Origin of the sequence: Pseudomonas yamanorum, from assembly GCF_013386765.1 — a bacterium.
Taxonomy (GTDB): Bacteria; Pseudomonadota; Gammaproteobacteria; order Pseudomonadales; family Pseudomonadaceae; genus Aquipseudomonas; species Aquipseudomonas yamanorum_A.
The window spans coordinates 265369-282581 of the sequence record NZ_JACARE010000003.1 but is presented as its reverse complement, the minus strand read 5'-3'; the positions used below and the strand labels follow the sequence as shown (position 1 = coordinate 282581).

Below are 17213 nucleotides of genomic sequence, written 5' to 3'. Positions count from 1 at the left end.
TGGCAGTCTGAATTCTTATCTGTAACTCAATCTGACTGAGAGGACTGATGATGGTCTTGCGCTCGGAAATTCTGGTGAACAAAAACGTGCTTCCTACTCAAGAACAAGCTTTGCCTGGCCGTGAAACCCCGATGTCGCTGCCCGAGACGCACTTCGTCAATGGCAACCCGCTGCTGGGCCCGTTTGTCGACAACGTAGAGTTTGCGATCTTTGGCCTGGGTTGCTTCTGGGGCGCAGAGCGTCGTTTCTGGCAGCGTGACGGCGTGGTCAGCACGGTAGTGGGTTATGCCGGCGGCTACACGCCGAACCCGACGTACGAAGAAGTGTGCTCGGGCCTGACCGGCCACAGCGAAGTGGTGTTGGTGGTGTTTGACCAGGACAAGATCAGCTACGAAGAGCTGCTGAAAATGTTCTGGGAACTGCACAACCCGACCCAGGGCATGCGCCAGGGCAATGACATCGGCAGCCAGTACCGCTCGGTGATCTACGCGGTCAAGCCGGAGCACCTGGAGGCGGCGAAGGCCAGTGCACAGGCGTATCAGAATGAACTGACCAAGGCGGGCCTGGGCACCATCACCACGGAAATCGAAGAAGCGCCGACGGTGTACTTCGCCGAGGCGTACCACCAGCAGTACCTGGCGAAGAATCCCCAGGGTTATTGCGGGATCGGCGGCACAGGCGTGACCTGTCCGATCTGACGCCAAAAGCATCGCGGGCAAGCCCGGCTCCCACATTGGAATGCGTTCCAATGTGGGAGCCGGGCTTGCCCGCGATAGCGATCCAGCAAACGATACAACTATTCAGCGATCAGCCAATCCATCTGCCACCCACCCTGGGTTTGCCCAAGCTGCTTGGACAACCACGGCAACAGCTCACGCAACTCCTCCTCCAACCCCCACGGCGGATTGGCAATCGCCAGGCCCGAGCCGGTCAGGGTGTTGGGCGTGTCCAGCGGATGCACCAGCAATTCCACCCGCAGCAGCTTCGGCGCACCGGTGCCAGCCAGGTCCTGGTAGAAGCGGCGCAGCATGCGCTGGTCTTTCACCGGGTACCAGATCGCGGCCACTGTCTGGCGCATCCGGCTCACGGCTTCCTTGAGGGAAGCGGCGCAGCGCTGCATCTCATCAAGCTTTTCGAACGGCGGATCAATCAGCATCAGCGCGCGTTTTTCCGGCACCGGCAGCAGCGCCCGTGGCACATGCCAGCCTTCGCCGAGGTGGACTTTCACCCGACGGTCGCCCTTCATGTTGTCCTTGAGCAGCAGGCCGTCTTCCGGGTGTTTCTCGTTGAGCAGCACACGGTCCTGAGGTCGTGTCAGGCGCCGCGCCAGCTCTGGTGAGCCGGGGTAGTAGCGCAACTCGCCATCCGGGTTCATCTCGTGCAGCACACGCATGTAATCGGCGGTCAGCGGTGGCAGGTCAGCCTGGCCCCACAGGCGTGCGATGCCTTCCAGGTACTCACCGGTGCGGTTCGCCTGGTCGCCCTGCAGGTCGTACAGACCAATGCCGGCGTGGGTATCGAGATAGGCAAACGGCTGTTCCTTGCGCGACATCAGGGCGATGAGGCGGGTCAAGGTCAGGTGTTTGAAGACATCGGCGTGGTTGCCGGCGTGAAAGGCGTGACGATAATTCATGGTTGCTCCTGCGCAGGGGGCGAAGTTTACCTTTTACGCAGGCAAAGGTGCAGGGCTGCGCGTCAGGTGGTGCTTATGCCGCAAACGCAGGAGCTGTGCCAAAAATAGTCTAATTGCCGGCACAGAAGCGGATTTATTGTGGCCAGCAATTATCCATGGAGGTCATAAAAACTCATGAAAGACGCCACCATCGCCCTGCACCACGGCTTCAAGTCGGACCCCACCACCAAGGCCGTCGCCGTGCCGATCTACCAGAACGTCGCCTTCGAATTCGATAACGCCCAGCACGGTGCCGATCTGTTCAACCTGGACGTGCCCGGCAATATCTACACCCGCATCATGAACCCCACCAACGACGTGCTGGAGCAACGCATCGCGGCGCTGGAAGGCGGCATCGCGGCCCTGGCCGTGTCGGCCGGCAGCGCGGCGATCCACTATGCGATCCAGACCCTGACCCGCGCCGGCGACAACATCGTGACCACGCCGCAGCTGTACGGCGGCACCTACACCCTGTTCGCCCACTTGCTGCCGAGCTTTGGCGTCGACGTGCGTTTCGCCCGTGACGACTGCGCCGAAGCCATCGCCGAACTGATCGATGACAACACCAAGCTGGTGTACTGCGAAAGTATCGGCAACCCGGCGGGCAATATCATCGACATCGAAGCCCTGGCCGATGTCGCCCACGCCCGCGGCGTGCCGCTGATGGTGGATAACACGGTGGCCACGCCGATCCTGTGCAAACCGATCCAGTTCGGCGCCGACATCGTCGTGCACTCGGTGACCAAATACGTGGGCGGGCATGGCAACTCGCTGGGTGGCGTAATCGTCGACAGCGGCACCTTTCCCTGGACGCAGTACCCGGAGAAATTCCCCAGTCTCAACCAGCCCGAGCCGGCCTATCACGGCGTGGTCTACACCGAGAAATTCGGCCCCGCCGCGTTTATCGCCCGAGCCCGCACTGTACCCCTGCGCAACACCGGCGCGGCCCTGGCGCCGATGAATGCATTCCTGCTGCTGCAAGGTTTGGAAACCCTGGCCTTGCGCATGGAGCGCCATACCGAGAACGCGCTGAAGATCGCGCATTTCCTGCAAGACCACGAACAGGTGGAATGGGTCAGCTATGCCGGCCTGCCGGATCACCCGCACCATCATCTGGCGCAGAAATACATGCAGGGCAAACCGTCGGCGATTCTTTCGTTCGGCCTGAAGGGCGGTTACGAGGCCGGCGTGCGGTTCTACGACTCACTGCAAATCTTCAAGCGCCTGGTGAACATCGGCGATGCCAAATCCCTGGCCTGCCATCCGGCATCTACCACCCATCGCCAGATGAATGAACAGGAACAGGCAAAGGCCGGAGTGAAGCCGGAAATGATTCGCCTGTCGGTGGGCATCGAAGCCATTGAAGACCTGATCGAGGACCTGCAGCAGTCCCTGGCTTCAACCCAACTCTGAGGCCAGCCACGCAGCCAACGCCTGATGGCTGACATCCGGCCCGCGCGCAAAGTGAGCGACCTTGTGTTTCAAGGTCGCCGGCGCAAAGGCGCTGTGCAGGTCCGGGCGCTGTTCTTCCAGCCATTGCAGCAGGTTGTCTACCAGCGTGACGCTCGATTGGTCACTCAGGTGTTGGAGAACCTGCGGCGGCACTTTCCACCACGGGCTGGGCTTTGCCGCTCCCGCCGTCGAGATCGCGACCTCATGCGGGTGACCATTGATCCAGTAGCGACTGAATACAGGGAGCAACTCCCGCGCCCCAGGCCCTAGCGCCTGCAAAACAGGCAGCGTGTAGGCTCCATCCCAAAAGCGAAAAAACACCGTCTGCCCATCCGGCAACAGCACCTTGGTCAGGCTGCGCAAATGCTCGGCAACGGTTTGCAGAGAACAGGACGACACGGCCAGCCAACCCCAGTCGGTACCTTCGCATTCAGCGGCCCATTCCAGAAAAGCACTATCAACGGCAACTACTGCAACGCAGGGCATCACCTCATCCCACGCTGCATACTCGGTACCCGCCCAGATTGGACTGAGTGCCCGCCCATCGGTACGACGCCAGGCCTCGAGCGGCTTGCAGTCACTGGCATTGCCCAACACCGCAAACAACTGCTCACCCGCCTGCAACGGCGCAGACTCAAGCCAGAGCCCGGGAGAATTCATGGTGCACCTCCAGCCAACGATGCACTGCGATGCAGAGACGTATTGCACGCGCCATTCCGGCAGCGCTCGCACTCCTCACAAAAGGGCGCACCGCGTTTCAGGCTGAACACCTGCACGGCACTCAGTGGTGCAGGAATTACCGCCAGCAGTTGTTCCTGTAACCCTGGCATCAGCGGTGCTCCCGCCGGTGCTGGCGCCCCGCCCAGCTGGATCGGAACGCTGCTGAAAATCCCGCCCGCCGACACATTGATCCACTGCCCACCAGCCTGGAGGGTCGCGCTGGCGCCCGCATCGATAACAATGCTTTGCCCCGCGCCGATTTGAATGGTCAGCCCGGCACGCACCTGCTGCGAGCCGGCGATCATCAGGTGATCGTCCTGCTTGAGTTCAGTCAGGCGGTTACCGTGAACGGTGCGCTGCTCTTCGCCCTGAAGCTCGTGACGGTCGAGACCTTTGATGATCACACTGCGTTGATTGTCGACCTGCACGTGCTGGTCGTGGAGTACGTGTTGGGTCCAGTTGCGCTGGGCCCGCAGGTAGATTTCCTCGGCGCCCTTGCGGTCCTCGATGCGCAACTCGTTATAGCCACCGCCGCCGGGACTGGTCTGGCTACGGAAGATGCTGCGGGTCTTGTCCGCCGGCAGGTCCAGCGGCACCGGCGTCGCCGCGTTGGCGAGGCAACCGACCACCAGCGGCGTGTCGGCGTCGCCGTCGACGAAGCCCACCAGCACTTCCATGCCCACCCTCGGGATCAACACCGCGCCGTAATGCTCATGGGCCCAGCCACTGGCCACCCGCAGCCAGCAGCTGGAGTGTTCGTTGTTTGCGCCAGCGCGATCCCAGGCCAGTTGCACCTTGACCCGGCCGTACTCATCACAATGAATTTCACTGTCGACGGGCCCGGTGACCAGCGCATTCTGGTAACCGGATATCGGCGTGCGTGGCGGCGGTAGCCCGGGGCGAAACACCGTGTCCCACGGCGTGGCGACGAAGGTGTTGCTGTAGCCCTGGGCGGCTCCATCGCCCACAGACTCTTCGAGCACCTGCGGCTGGCTGCCGGTATGAGTGATCTGCGTCACCAGCCACAGATCATTCCACTCCTCCCGTGGATGCGCTGCCAGCTTGAAGAACTGACCACTGACCAACGCCGGCTGATCACCACTGCCATGGGCCTGGCGATAGTCGCCGCGGTGCCGCTCAAGGGCCCGTTGCGCCAGGTGTTTGCCATGGGGACGGTCAGTGAAATGCCCGGGGTAATCGTGATTTTCCAGGGACGGGAGCTGTTCACCGAGCACTTCGCTTTCCAGCTGCAAGCGCGGTTTGCGAAAGTCATAATCCCGCAGGTTCACACCCGTTGTCCGGGTTTCCAGGCGCACTGAAAAGCGCTTGATCACGGGGGTATCGGCGACCATCCCTGAGCCAGGCGCATACTCCGTCGGCTGCTCGCCCTGGCTGAACACCGCCTGGTCATCGCCAAACACCAACAGGTGCCCGTCGGGGCTGTGCTGGAAATGGTAGTGAATCCCCAATTCGGCACACAGCCGCTGGATAAACCCCAGATCGCTTTCGCCGAACTGCACGCAGTACTCGCGCTCGGGATACTCAGCGCCCAGCCTGAATTCGAATGCATCGCCCTGGATACCCTGCCCCTCCAGCACCTGCCTGATGATCTGCGGCACGCTCTGGTGCTGGAAAATACGTTGATGACTGCTGTGTTGCAGGTAGGCCAGGCGTGGCACCAGGCTGATCTGGTAGCGCGTCAGGCGCCGGCCGGAATCGCCTTGGGCAACGCGGTAGACCTGGCCGTGAACGCCGTGCCCCTGGGCATCAAAGCCCAGGAAGGCCTGCCGATGCAGGAGGCTCTCAAGGTCAAGGTCTGGCTGCTCGCTGACCAGGTCCAGGTCAAAGCGAAAAGGCTGGCTGATGGCTTCGTTGCCCTTGAACTCATAAACCTTGAGATCACTGGGCATACCGTCGAGGGTCAGGGTGAAAGCACTTTGATTGGCAGGAGCGAACATCCGGTGTTTCTCTGCGAGTAGTGGGCGAGCGATTCTGCACCAGCTTTTTGCCAAGCTGAGCGCGCCGCAGGCAAATCAGTAAATCCCTACATCCCAGGCGCTTTAATCTTCATGTATCAGGCGTCGAAGCCCTACCACCAGCGTGCTAGCGTATTCATCCCCATCGCCCCATGACAATGGAAAAAACATGGCCACCCGTTACGCAAAAATCGTCCTGACCCTGGCCCTGGCAGCCTTCGCCACACTCGTCGCCTTCAGCAACATCACCGACTACGGCTCCAACTTCGCCTTCGTCAAACATGTGCTGAGCATGGACACCACCTTCCCGGGCAACGCCGCGATGTATCGGTCCATCACCACCCCGTGGCTGTGGCACGCTGCGTATTGGCTGATCATTGCGGGTGAGGCACTGACGGCAGTGTTGCTGGCACGAGGCGCGCTGGCCTTGTGGCGGGCTCGCCGTGCCACCGGCGCCGAGTTCAACCGCGCCAAGAAAGGCGCAGTCACGGGTCTGACCCTCGGGTTTGTGGTGTGGTTTTTCGGCTTCATGGTGATCGGCGGCGAATGGTTCCTGATGTGGCAATCCCATCAGTGGAACGGCCAGGAAGCCGCGTTCAAGTTTTATATGGCGATCCTGGGTGTGCTGATTTTTCTTAATCAGCCGGATGCTGATCACGGCTGAAAGACTACGAAATCGACGCCGGTGGATGCTCTTTCACAAACTACTGTCAGATAGCAGACGGTAGTTTGTAGCCCTTTTCCCAAAGTATAAAAAACGCCTCACATTCAACGCTCACATCCCCCAGGTGAGCCCTTAAATTGCGGTGCCATCTCCATCGGAAAGGACCGCATAATTTGCAGGACATTGGCAAAACGCTCGAAGAAATTGATGCACTGTACAAACAGTCCCTGCGCCAGGGCGGCGGTGCCGTGCGGGACGATTTCCTGGCGCGGCGCCGAACCCTGTTCGCCAAGCTGGAGGCGCAAATGCAAGGCTTTGCGCGTTACGGCACCCGGTTGCGCAATGAGGGTTCGATCAAGAAAATGCTCGGGATATCCACCCGAAGTTATCTGCACACCGGGGAAATCAACAGGTATTCCGAAACGCTTGCGCGGGTGTCGAAGACGGCCAAGCTGCTGAAAAATGGAACACCGCTGGGGATTGCGCTGAGCACTACGGCGTCGGAGCTGGAAATCAAGGAGGCTTGCTCTACAGGGAGAGAAGAGCAATGCAGGAAAGCGAGATATGTGGAGGTGGAGAAGTTGGCGGGCGGGGTAGCAGGTGGTTTTCTAGGTGGTGCCGCGGGTTCCGGGTTGTGCTTTCTCGTATTGGCGCCCACAACTGGCCCTGGGTCATTAGGCTGCCTATTGATAGCGGGTGGTGTTGGGGGCGCTGCCGGAGGAAATCTGCTTGGGATTGCCGGCGAAAAAATCGGGGATCTATTGTATGAACATTGACCACGCCCTCCAGTACCCCTTGAAAGATCTGGTGCTTATAGGCTCCTCATTTCTCATGATTGCTTACGGCATGTTCGGAATGTACCTGGCTTACCGAAAGCTTGAGGTAATGGAAAGCCATCTCAACAAGTGTCGCCTTGTCGAGTTCCATAGTGGCTTTTGGGGAAGCTCGCCGCGAGGCAGAATGCTAAGACTAGGTGCAGTCTATGCGGCACTCGTGTTTACCAAACGAAATGCAAGACGCGGCATCATCGATTTACAGCAGGTACAAGACTTTCCGAAAGGCCTGAAATACCTACTGCACTGCACTGCTATTTTCGGACTGATGTGGATAACAGCTGCGGCAATCTTCTACTTTTGCTATTACCTTACGCTGTAAAAAACTGCGGCCTTTAAGCCTTTCAAAAAAAACGGCCCGTCATCCAAAAGATGCGGGCCGTTTTCAGTTCAGCGGGCATTCAAGCCCCCGCCGATTACTTGTTGAGGTTGTAATCCGCCTCGGCGGCATCAAACCGCTGAACCATGCCAGCCGTCGGCGCGCCCAGCTTGCTCACGAAGTAGATCGCCAGGCTCGCGAAGATAAAGCCCGGGATGATTTCGTACAGACCCAGCAGGCTGAAGTGCTTCCACACAATCACCGTGATCGCGCCCACCAGGATGCCGGCCAGCGCGCCATTGCGCGTCATGCCTTTCCACAGGACGGAGATCAGCACTACAGGACCGAACGCAGCACCAAAACCGGCCCACGCGTAGCTCACCAGGCCCAGTACGCGGTTTTCCGGGTTGGCGGCCATGGCGATGGCGATCAGCGCCACCAGCAGCACCATGGCACGACCGACCCATACCAGTTCAACCTGGGAGGCGTTTTTGCGCAGGAAGGTTTTGTAGAAGTCTTCGGTCAGGGCGCTGGAGCACACCAGCAACTGGCAGCTCAGGGTGCTCATTACCGCCGCCAGGATGGCCGACAGCAGCACACCGGCAATCCACGGGTTGAACAGCAGCTTGGCCAGTTCGATGAACACACGCTCGTGGTTCTCGGTCACGGGGCCGGCGACTTCCGGGTGCGCCGAGAAGTAGGCAATACCGAAGAAGCCCACCGCCACGGTGCCGCCCAGGCACAGGATCATCCAGGTCATGGAGATACGACGCGCATTGGCGATCGACTTCACCGAATCCGCCGCCATGAAACGCGCGAGGATGTGCGGCTGGCCGAAGTAACCCAGGCCCCAGCCCATCAGCGAAATGATGCCGATGAAGGTGGTGTTTTTCAGCATGTTGAAGTTGTCAGGGTTCTGCGCTTCGATCGCCAGGAAGGTGGTATCGACGCCACCGGTGGCCAGCAGCACGATGATCGGAGTCAGCAGCAGGGCGAAGATCATCAGCGTGGCTTGTACGGTGTCTGTCCAGCTCACCGCCAGGAAACCACCGACAAAGGTGTAGGCAATCGTCGCGGCAGCACCGGCCCACAGCGCGGTCTCGTAGGACATGCCGAAGGTGCTTTCAAACAGGCGGGCGCCGGCCACGATGCCGGAAGCGCAGTAAATGGTGAAGAACACCAGGATCACCACTGCAGAGATGATCCGCAGCAGGCCGCTTTTATCTTCGAAACGGCTGGAGAAGTAATCCGGCAGCGTCAGGGCGTCGCCGTTGTGCTCGGTCTGCACCCGCAGGCGACCGGCTACAAACAGCCAGTTCAGGTAGGCACCAACGATCAGGCCGATGGCGATCCAGCTTTCCGACAGGCCAGACATGTAGATCGCGCCGGGCAAGCCCATCAGCAACCAGCCGCTCATGTCCGAGGCGCCGGCCGAGAGCGCGGTGACCACGCTGCCGAGGCTGCGACCGCCCAGAATGTAGTCGGAAAGGTTATTGGTGGAGCGATAGGCCATGAAGCCGATCAGCACCATGGCAGCGATATAGATCACAAATGTGATCAAGGTAGGATTACTTACGCTCATTGAGTTACGCCCTGGCTTTGTTTTTATGTAGCGGCGGTCTGTCAGGAAGGCCACCCACTCGCAAGTGGATAGACGAAGCCTGGCGCCGCGCATTTATGACTGACGTTTCCCCAGGAAAGCCATCAGCCGATGAACCGTCCGTAAGAGGTTGCACCTTGGGCGCGAATGCTATTCAACAAAGTAAATAAGGTGCAACCAGTTTCTTGAGAATAAGTTGCACCTTGATGTTTTTTTAAGAAAACACCGTGTTTTTGCTCCTTTTCGGAGCAAGCACAGCCAAAGTCAGAACCAATTGCACCAAGGCGCAGCCGATTCGGCTGCGGTGATAATTTTTCCCGATCAGCATCAAAAAAATCATGGATAAAAAGGGTTGCACCCGGTTGCACCTCTCTCGGCGCAAAGCTAATCTTGCCGCCAGCTGATGCCACGCGGTAGTGGCACCCATGAGGATAAAAAGATGGCTACGACCACCCTTGGGGTCAAACTTGACGACCCGACCCGCGAGCGCCTGAAGGCGGCCGCGACCTCCATTGATCGCACGCCGCACTGGCTGATCAAGCAGGCGATTTTCAATTACCTGGAGAAACTCGAGGGTGGTGCAACCCTGGCCGAGCTCAACGGCTTGGCCAGCAAGGACGCAGAAGAAGCCGGTGAGGTCCAGACCGACCACGCCCACCAGTGCTTCCTGGAGTTTGCCGAGAGCATCCTGCCGCAATCCGTGCTGCGTGCCTCGATCACCGCCGCTTACCGCCGCCCGGAGCCGGAAGTGGTACCGATGCTGATCGAGCAGGCTCGCCTGCCGGCGGCAATGGCCGAAGCCACCAACAAGCTCGCGTCTTCGATCGCCGAAAAACTGCGCAATCAGAAAAGCGCCGGCGGCCGTGCAGGCATCGTCCAGGGCTTGCTGCAAGAATTCTCTCTTTCGTCCCAGGAAGGCGTAGCGCTGATGTGCCTCGCCGAAGCGCTGCTGCGCATCCCGGACAAGGGTACCCGCGACGCGCTGATCCGCGACAAGATCAGCACCGGCAACTGGCACCCACACTTGGGCAACAGCCCGTCGCTGTTCGTCAACGCCGCCACCTGGGGCCTGCTGCTGACCGGCAAACTGGTCGCCACCCACAACGAAGCCGGCCTGACCTCGTCCCTGAGCCGCATCATCGGCAAGAGCGGCGAGCCGATGATCCGCAAGGGCGTCGACATGGCCATGCGCCTGATGGGCGAGCAGTTCGTCACCGGTGAAACCATCGCCGAAGCCCTGGCCAACGCGAGCAAGTTCGAAGCCAAGGGCTTCCGCTATTCCTACGACATGCTCGGTGAAGCCGCACTCACCGAACACGATGCCCAGAAGTACCTAGCCTCGTACGAACAAGCCATCCACTCGATCGGCAAAGCGTCCCACGGCCGTGGGATTTATGAAGGCCCGGGCATCTCCATCAAGCTTTCGGCCCTGCACCCGCGTTACAGCCGTGCGCAGTACGAGCGCGTGATGGACGAGCTGTACCCGCGCCTGCTGTCCCTGACGCTGCTGGCCAAGCAATACGACATCGGTCTGAACATCGACGCCGAAGAAGCCGACCGCCTGGAGCTGTCCCTCGACCTGCTGGAACGCCTGTGCTTCGAGCCGCAACTGACCGGCTGGAACGGCATCGGCTTCGTGATCCAGGCTTACCAGAAGCGTTGCCCGTATGTGATCGACTACGTGATCGACCTGGCGCGCCGCAGCCGCCATCGCCTGATGATCCGCCTGGTGAAAGGCGCGTACTGGGACAGCGAAATCAAGCGCGCCCAGGTCGAAGGCCTGGAAGGCTACCCGGTGTACACCCGCAAGGTGTACACCGACGTTTCCTACATTGCCTGCGCACGCAAGCTGCTCTCGGTACCGGAAGTTATTTACCCGCAGTTCGCCACCCACAACGCCCATACGCTGTCGGCGATCTACCATATTGCCGGTCAGAACTATTACCCCGGCCAGTACGAGTTCCAATGCCTGCACGGCATGGGTGAACCACTCTACGAGCAGGTTGTAGGCAAGGTCTCCGAAGGCAAGTTGAACCGTCCGTGCCGCGTGTACGCACCGGTCGGTACCCACGAAACATTGCTGGCCTACCTGGTGCGTCGCCTGCTGGAAAACGGCGCCAACACCTCGTTCGTCAACCGTATCGCCGACCAATCCATCTCGATCCAGGAGCTGGTGGCCGATCCAGTGGCCAGCATCGAGCAGATGGCGACGCTGGAAGGCGGCTTCGGCCTGCCGCACCCGCGTATCCCGCTGCCCCGTGACCTGTATGGTGCCGAGCGCGCCAACTCCGCCGGTATCGACCTGGCCAACGAACACCGTTTGGCGTCGCTGTCCTGCGCCCTGCTGGCTACCGCCCACAACAGCTGGAAAGCCGCGCCGATGCTCGGTTGCGCTTCCAGCAATGAAGCCGCGGTGCCGGTGCTGAACCCGTCCGACCTGCGTGACGTGGTCGGCCACGTACAGGAAGCCACCGTCGAAGACGTCGACAACGCTATCCAGTGCGCCTTGAACGCCGCGCCCATCTGGCAGGCCACCCCGCCCGCCGAGCGCGCCGCGATCCTGGAACGTGCCGCTGATTTGATGGAAGGCGAGATCCAGCCACTGATGGGCCTGCTGGCCCGCGAAGCCGGAAAGACCTTCGCCAACGCCATCGCCGAAGTGCGTGAAGCCGTGGACTTCCTGCGTTACTACGCAGTGCAGGCCCGCAACGACTTCACCAACGACGCCCACCGCCCATTGGGCCCGGTGGTGTGCATCAGCCCGTGGAACTTCCCGCTGGCGATCTTCAGTGGCCAGGTTGCCGCTGCACTGGCCGCCGGTAACCCGGTACTGGCCAAGCCGGCCGAGCAAACCCCATTGGTGGCCGCACAAGCCGTGCGCCTGCTGCTGGAAGCCGGGATTCCGGAAGGCGTGCTGCAACTGCTGCCGGGCCAGGGCGAAACCGTCGGTGCCCGCCTGGTGGGCGATGATCGCGTCAAGGGCGTGATGTTCACCGGCTCCACCGAAGTGGCGCGCCTGCTGCAACGCAACGTCGCCGGTCGCCTGGATGCACAGGGTCGTCCGATCCCGCTGATCGCCGAAACCGGTGGCCAGAACGCGATGATCGTCGACTCCTCGGCGCTGACCGAACAAGTGGTCATCGACGTGGTGTCCTCGGCCTTCGACAGCGCCGGCCAACGCTGCTCGGCCCTGCGCGTACTGTGCTTGCAGGAAGATTCCGCTGATCGCGTGATCGAAATGCTGAAAGGGGCCATGGCTGAGTGCCGCCTCGGTAACCCGGAACGCCTGTCGGTGGATATCGGCCCGGTGATCGACGCCGAAGCCAAGGCTGGCATCGAGAAACACATCCAGGCCATGCGCGACAAAGGCCGCAACGTTTACCAGGTGGCCATTGCCGACAGCGAAGAGGTCAAGCGCGGCACATTCGTGATGCCAACCCTGATCGAACTGGAAAGCTTCGACGAGTTGCAGCGGGAGATCTTCGGCCCGGTGCTGCACGTGGTGCGCTACAAGCGTAAAGAGATCGACCAGCTTATCGGCCAGATCAATGCCTCCGGCTATGGCCTGACCCTGGGCGTGCACACCCGTATCGACGAGACCATCGCCAAGGTGATCGACAACGTCCATGCCGGTAACGTCTACGTGAACCGCAACATCGTGGGTGCCGTGGTCGGCGTGCAGCCGTTCGGCGGCGAAGGCCTGTCGGGTACCGGCCCTAAAGCGGGCGGCCCGCTGTACCTGTACCGCCTGCTGTCGACACGTCCTACGGATGCCATCGAGCAATCCTTCGTTCGCGGTGATGCTCTGGCCGCACCGGATGTACGCCTGCGGGATGCCATGAGCAAGCCGCTGACCGCCCTGCAAACCTGGGCCGACAGCAACAAGCTCAGCGACTTGAGCGCCCTGTGCGTACAGTTCGCCGCGCAATCCCAAAGCGGTATCACCCGCCAACTGGCCGGCCCGACCGGCGAGCGCAACAGCTACGCCATCCTGCCCCGCGAGCACGTGTTGTGCCTGGCGGAAGTGGAAGGCGACCTGCTGACGCAACTGGCCGCCGTGCTGGCAGTCGGCAGCTCGGCGGTATGGCCGGAAACTGAATTGACCAAGGCCGTGTTCGCACGCCTGCCGAAGGATATTCAGGCGAAGATCACGCGAGTGGCTGACTGGACCAAGGATGAAACCGTGTTTGATGCCGTACTGCATCACGGCGATTCCGACCAACTGCGCGGGGTTTGCCAGCAAGTGGCCAAGCGTGGCGGGGCGATCGTCGGGGTTCACGGCTTGTCTTCGGGCGAAACCGGGATTGCCCTGGAGCGCCTGGTGATCGAGCGCGCGCTGAGCGTCAACACTGCGGCGGCGGGCGGTAACGCCAGCCTGATGACCATCGGCTAACTGACAAAACGCGGTCGAAATGTGGGAGCTGGCTTATGTGGGAGCTGGCTTGCCTGCGATGGCATCACCTCGGTGTATCTGACACATCGAGGTGCCTGCATCGCGGGCAAGCCCGGCTCCCACAAAAGCTCCCACACTGACCGTGTTTGCAACTCACCGCTGTTGTTTTGCCCCTCCATCACCCAGATCAATCTTGCTATCCAGCCTCTATTTGCGCACTTAGACTCAGGCCCATTCCCAAACAGGTAAGCCGCCATGTCCGAGACGCTGCTCAGTTCCCGCAATCTGGCTTTCGAGCTGTACGAAGTCCTCGATGCCGAGGGCCTGACCCAGCGCGAGCGGTTTGCCGAACACAACCGCGAAACCTTCGACGCCGCCATCGGCACCGCCCGCAGCATTGCCGAGAAATTTTTCGCCCCGCATAACCGCAAGGGTGACGAGAACGAACCACGCTACGAGAACGGTCAGGCGATTCTGATTCCTGAAGTGAAACCGGCCGTGGATGCCTTCCTCGAAGCCGGCTTCCTCAACGCCGCCCGCAGCTTCGAAGCCGGTGGCATGCAACTGCCGACCCTGCTCTCCCAGGCCTGTTTCGCGCACTTCCAGTCGGCCAACGCTGCGTCCACCTCCTACCCGTTCCTGACCATGGGCGCCGCCAACCTGATCGAGAGCTTCGGCACCGAGGAGCAGAAGCAACGCTTCCTGCAACCGATGATCGAAGGCCGCTTCTTCGGCACCATGGCGCTGACCGAGCCCCATGCCGGTTCATCGCTGTCGGATATTCGCACCCGCGCAGAGCCGGCAGCTGACGGCAGCTATCGCCTCAAGGGCAACAAGATCTTCATCTCCGGCGGCGATCACCCGCTGTCGGAGAACATCGTGCACATGGTGCTGGCCAAGCTGCCGGACGCGCCCGCCGGGGTGAAGGGCATTTCGCTGTTTATCGTGCCCAAATTCCTGGTCAACGACGACGGCAGCCTGGGCAAACGCAACGATGTGCTGCTGGCCGGGCTGTTTCACAAGATGGGCTGGCGCGGTACCACGTCGACTGCGCTGAACTTCGGCGATAACGGCGACTGCGTCGGCTATCTGGTGGGCAAGCCGCACCAGGGCCTGAGCTGTATGTTCCAGATGATGAACGAGGCGCGGATCGGCGTCGGCATGGGCGCGGTGATGCTCGGTTACGCTGGCTACCTGTATTCCCTGGAGTACGCCCGCGAACGCCCCCAAGGCCGCCTGCCCGACAGCAAGGACCCAAACACCGCACCGGTGGCGATCATCCAGCACGCCGATATCAAGCGCATGCTGTTGACGCAAAAAGCCTACGTGGAAGGCGCCTTCGACCTCGGTCTGTATGCCGCGCGACTGTTCGATGACACCACGACGCTCACCACCGAAACCGAGCGCAAACAGGCCCACGAACTGCTGGATCTGCTGACGCCCATCGTCAAATCCTGGCCGTCGGAATTTTGCCTGAAGGCCAACGAACTGGCGATCCAGATACTCGGCGGCCACGGCTACACCCGCGAATACCCGGTGGAACAGTATTACCGCGACAACCGCCTGAACCCGATCCATGAAGGCACCCACGGCATTCAGTCGCTGGATCTATTGGGACGCAAGCTGGCGCAGAACGGCGGCGCGGGCTTGAAGCAACTGATTCGCCTGATCGCCGAGACCGGCGCGCGGGCACAGGCCTACCCGTCGCTGACCGCCTTGCGGGAACCGCTGGAACAGTTGGTGGCACGCCTGCAAAGCGTCACCCTCGGCCTGCTGACGGATCTCGCCCAGGGCAAGGTAAACAGCAGCCTGGCGAATTCGGCGCTGTACCTGAAAGTGTTCGGGCATACGGTGATTGGCTGGCGCTGGCTGGAACAGGCGATTCGCGCCGAGGAAGGGCTGGCCAAAGGCAATGCTGCCGATGTCGCCTTCTATAAGGGCAAGCTCCAGGCCGCCCGGTACTTCCTGACGTGGGAAATACCGGGCTGCCATCATGAACTGGCGATTCTCGAGGCACGCGATGACACGTGCCTGGGGATGCAGGATGAGTGGTTCTAAGGCGTTCCAATCGCCTTGGAAATCACCTCGACCGTGGCGCTGACTTGCTCTTGGTAACGGTCGAGTTCCTGCTGGTGGTGCTTTTGCATTTCGATCTGCTCGGCGCACAGGTTCAGCGCCGCCAGCACCAATAGCTTGTCACCGATCAGCGTCGGGTACTTTTTCTTGGTGGTGGCCAGGGATGCCTTGAGCATCGTCACGGCGCTCATCAGGGTGTTGTCTTCCCCCTCCGGCGCCTTGATCGAGTAATCCTCACCGAGAATCGAAACGACCTTTATCCCTTCATTCATGCGCTGACAGGACCTGCGCTCACACGCTCAACCAACGCCTGGATACGGGCAGCGGTGGCGCCCTGCTTTTCTTCCTGTTCCATCAGGTTCAGCTGCAAACTGTCGTTTTCATCCTTGGCGCGAGCCAGTTCGGCCTTGAGGGATTCGTTGGTGCCCAGCAGATCCTGGTTCTGCTGTACCAGGTCGCTGACCAGTTGTTCCAGTTGGCTGAGGGATGCTTCTAACATTTTGATTTCTCGGGCTTTTTCAAAGGGCGGTGACGATAAAGAAAATTCACCTCGGATGCCAGGGTTATCCCCGGCGCGGGGCCTTGATTTTACAGGGCAGGCCACGCTTTCGAGCCTTAGTGACTGCATTTATGGCATCTGGTTCCTGAATCCCGTCGGCCCGTCCAAATCTGCGACAAAAGCGCGCACCTCCTCAAGACTTTAGTCGTATGACCGATAGGTCATGGACACCCCGCCCAAACCCCGCATGGATCGCGCTTCTCCCCAGGATCACAGCATGTCTCTTCGTAATATGAATATCGCGCCGCGAGCCTTCCTCGGCTTCGCGTTGATTGGCGCGCTGATGTTGTTTCTCGGCGTGTTCGCGTTGAACCAGATGAGCAAGATTCGCGCGGCGACGCAAGACATCACCCTGAGCAGCGTGCCGAGCATTCGTGCCCTGGATGAGTTCACCCAGCTGACCCTGCGCCTGCGGGTGCTGTCCTATCGCTTGCTGACCAACCGCGAGCCCGACGTCCAGCAAAAGACCCTTGAGTCGTTTGACGTGCGCAACCAGCAGATCCGCACCGCGCAGGGCATCTACGAAAAACTCATCGATAGCAGCGAAGAACGTGCTGCCTACGATGAATATGTGCGCCTGCTGGCCCAGTACCATCAGATCGAAGAGCGCATGAAGAGCCTGTCCCGGGCCAATCAGGTGGAAGAACTGCGCACGCTGCTGAACACCGAGTTGCTGAGCAACTCGGATCAGGTCAACGCCGTCTTGAACCGCCTGCTGGACATCAACAACAAGATGGCCCTGGCCACCAACCAGCAAGCCGCCGACCAGTACGACATGGCCTTTGAGCTGGTGGTGATCCTGCTGATCCTGGCCACTGCGCTGACCATGCTGTTCGCCTGGCTGCTGACCCGCAGCATCACCCAGCCGATCGCCCAGGCCCTGGACGCCGCCGAGGAAATCGCCGAAGGCAACCTCACCCGCCCGATCAAGGTGGAAGGCAACGACGAA

The 17213-nt window shown here is 60.7% G+C and carries 14 protein-coding genes and 1 pseudogene; 8 read left to right on the top strand and 7 right to left on the bottom strand.

What is annotated here, in order from left to right:
* Nucleotides 1–50: 50 nt before the first annotated feature.
* Nucleotides 51–698: a peptide-methionine (S)-S-oxide reductase MsrA gene (gene msrA, locus HX875_RS01920; RefSeq protein WP_177041524.1), complete on the top strand. Its 648-nt coding sequence runs from the start codon at nt 51–53 to the stop codon at nt 696–698.
* Nucleotides 699–796: 98 nt separating this feature from the next.
* On the opposite strand, the gene HX875_RS01915 is transcribed toward msrA, so the two are convergent.
* Entirely contained in the window at nt 797–1633 is an 837-nt protein-coding gene (locus tag HX875_RS01915) for a 23S rRNA (adenine(2030)-N(6))-methyltransferase RlmJ (RefSeq protein WP_076015494.1), read from the bottom strand.
* Nucleotides 1634–1807: 174 nt separating this feature from the next.
* Here HX875_RS01915 and HX875_RS01910 point away from each other — a divergent pair, with 174 nt between their 5' ends.
* On the top strand, nt 1808–3085 hold the full coding sequence (locus HX875_RS01910; RefSeq protein WP_177041188.1) for an O-acetylhomoserine aminocarboxypropyltransferase/cysteine synthase family protein: 1278 nt from the start codon (nt 1808–1810) through the stop codon (nt 3083–3085).
* Here HX875_RS01910 and HX875_RS01905 read toward each other — a convergent pair.
* Nucleotides 3071–3784, bottom strand: a complete 714-nt coding sequence (locus HX875_RS01905) for a DUF4123 domain-containing protein (protein ID WP_177041186.1) — start codon at nt 3782–3784, stop codon at nt 3071–3073. The two genes, HX875_RS01910 and HX875_RS01905, sit on opposite strands and share 15 nt — an antisense overlap.
* Nucleotides 3781–5802, bottom strand: coding sequence for a type VI secretion system Vgr family protein (locus tag HX875_RS01900; protein ID WP_177041184.1), 2022 nt, complete (start codon nt 5800–5802; stop codon nt 3781–3783). Before HX875_RS01900 ends, HX875_RS01905 begins: the two co-directional genes overlap by 4 nt.
* A 187-nt stretch (nt 5803–5989) precedes the next feature.
* Here HX875_RS01900 and HX875_RS01895 point away from each other — a divergent pair, with 187 nt between their 5' ends.
* The 3 genes from HX875_RS01895 (at nt 5990) to HX875_RS01885 (ending at nt 7639) form a co-directional block, all read left to right on the top strand.
* A complete protein-coding gene (locus HX875_RS01895) occupies nt 5990–6484 on the top strand; it encodes a DUF2165 family protein (protein WP_177041182.1) in 495 nt (164 codons plus the stop codon).
* 173 nt (nt 6485–6657) lie between these two features.
* Nucleotides 6658–7260, top strand: coding sequence for a hypothetical protein (locus HX875_RS01890; RefSeq protein WP_256348015.1), 603 nt, complete (start codon nt 6658–6660; stop codon nt 7258–7260).
* Entirely contained in the window at nt 7250–7639 is a 390-nt protein-coding gene (locus HX875_RS01885) for a hypothetical protein (protein WP_177041181.1), read from the top strand. The genes HX875_RS01890 and HX875_RS01885 overlap by 11 nt, the downstream gene beginning before the upstream one ends.
* A 94-nt stretch (nt 7640–7733) precedes the next feature.
* On the opposite strand, the gene putP is transcribed toward HX875_RS01885, so the two are convergent.
* Nucleotides 7734–9218: a sodium/proline symporter PutP gene (putP, locus tag HX875_RS01880; RefSeq protein WP_010169263.1), complete on the bottom strand. Its 1485-nt coding sequence runs from the start codon at nt 9216–9218 to the stop codon at nt 7734–7736.
* 122 nt (nt 9219–9340) lie between these two features.
* Nucleotides 9341–9646, bottom strand: coding sequence for a hypothetical protein (locus HX875_RS01875; RefSeq protein WP_177041178.1), 306 nt, complete (start codon nt 9644–9646; stop codon nt 9341–9343).
* A gap of 29 nt (nt 9647–9675) precedes the next feature.
* Between HX875_RS01875 and putA the strand changes: the two genes are divergently transcribed.
* Both putA and HX875_RS01865 read left to right on the top strand, forming a co-directional pair.
* Entirely contained in the window at nt 9676–13629 is a 3954-nt protein-coding gene (gene putA, locus HX875_RS01870) for a trifunctional transcriptional regulator/proline dehydrogenase/L-glutamate gamma-semialdehyde dehydrogenase (RefSeq protein ID WP_177041176.1), read from the top strand.
* A 255-nt stretch (nt 13630–13884) separates the two neighbouring features.
* A complete protein-coding gene (locus tag HX875_RS01865; protein ID WP_177041174.1) occupies nt 13885–15687 on the top strand; it encodes an acyl-CoA dehydrogenase in 1803 nt (600 codons plus the stop codon).
* Here the strand turns inward: HX875_RS01865 and HX875_RS01860 are convergent.
* Together HX875_RS01860 and HX875_RS01855 are read right to left on the bottom strand one after the other, a co-directional pair.
* The gene (locus HX875_RS01860; protein ID WP_003209415.1) at nt 15684–15977 is read right to left on the bottom strand and encodes a cell division protein ZapA; all 294 of its coding nucleotides are present in this window, start codon (nt 15975–15977) and stop codon (nt 15684–15686) included. The two genes, HX875_RS01865 and HX875_RS01860, sit on opposite strands and share 4 nt — an antisense overlap.
* On the bottom strand, nt 15974–16204 hold the full coding sequence (locus tag HX875_RS01855) for a hypothetical protein (protein ID WP_003209413.1): 231 nt from the start codon (nt 16202–16204) through the stop codon (nt 15974–15976). Before HX875_RS01855 ends, HX875_RS01860 begins: the two co-directional genes overlap by 4 nt.
* A 223-nt stretch (nt 16205–16427) precedes the next feature.
* Here HX875_RS01855 and HX875_RS33315 point away from each other — a divergent pair.
* A pseudogene (locus HX875_RS33315) lies at nt 16428–17201 on the top strand (MCP four helix bundle domain-containing protein); the annotation flags it as partial.
* Nucleotides 17202–17213: the final 12 nt, after the last annotated feature.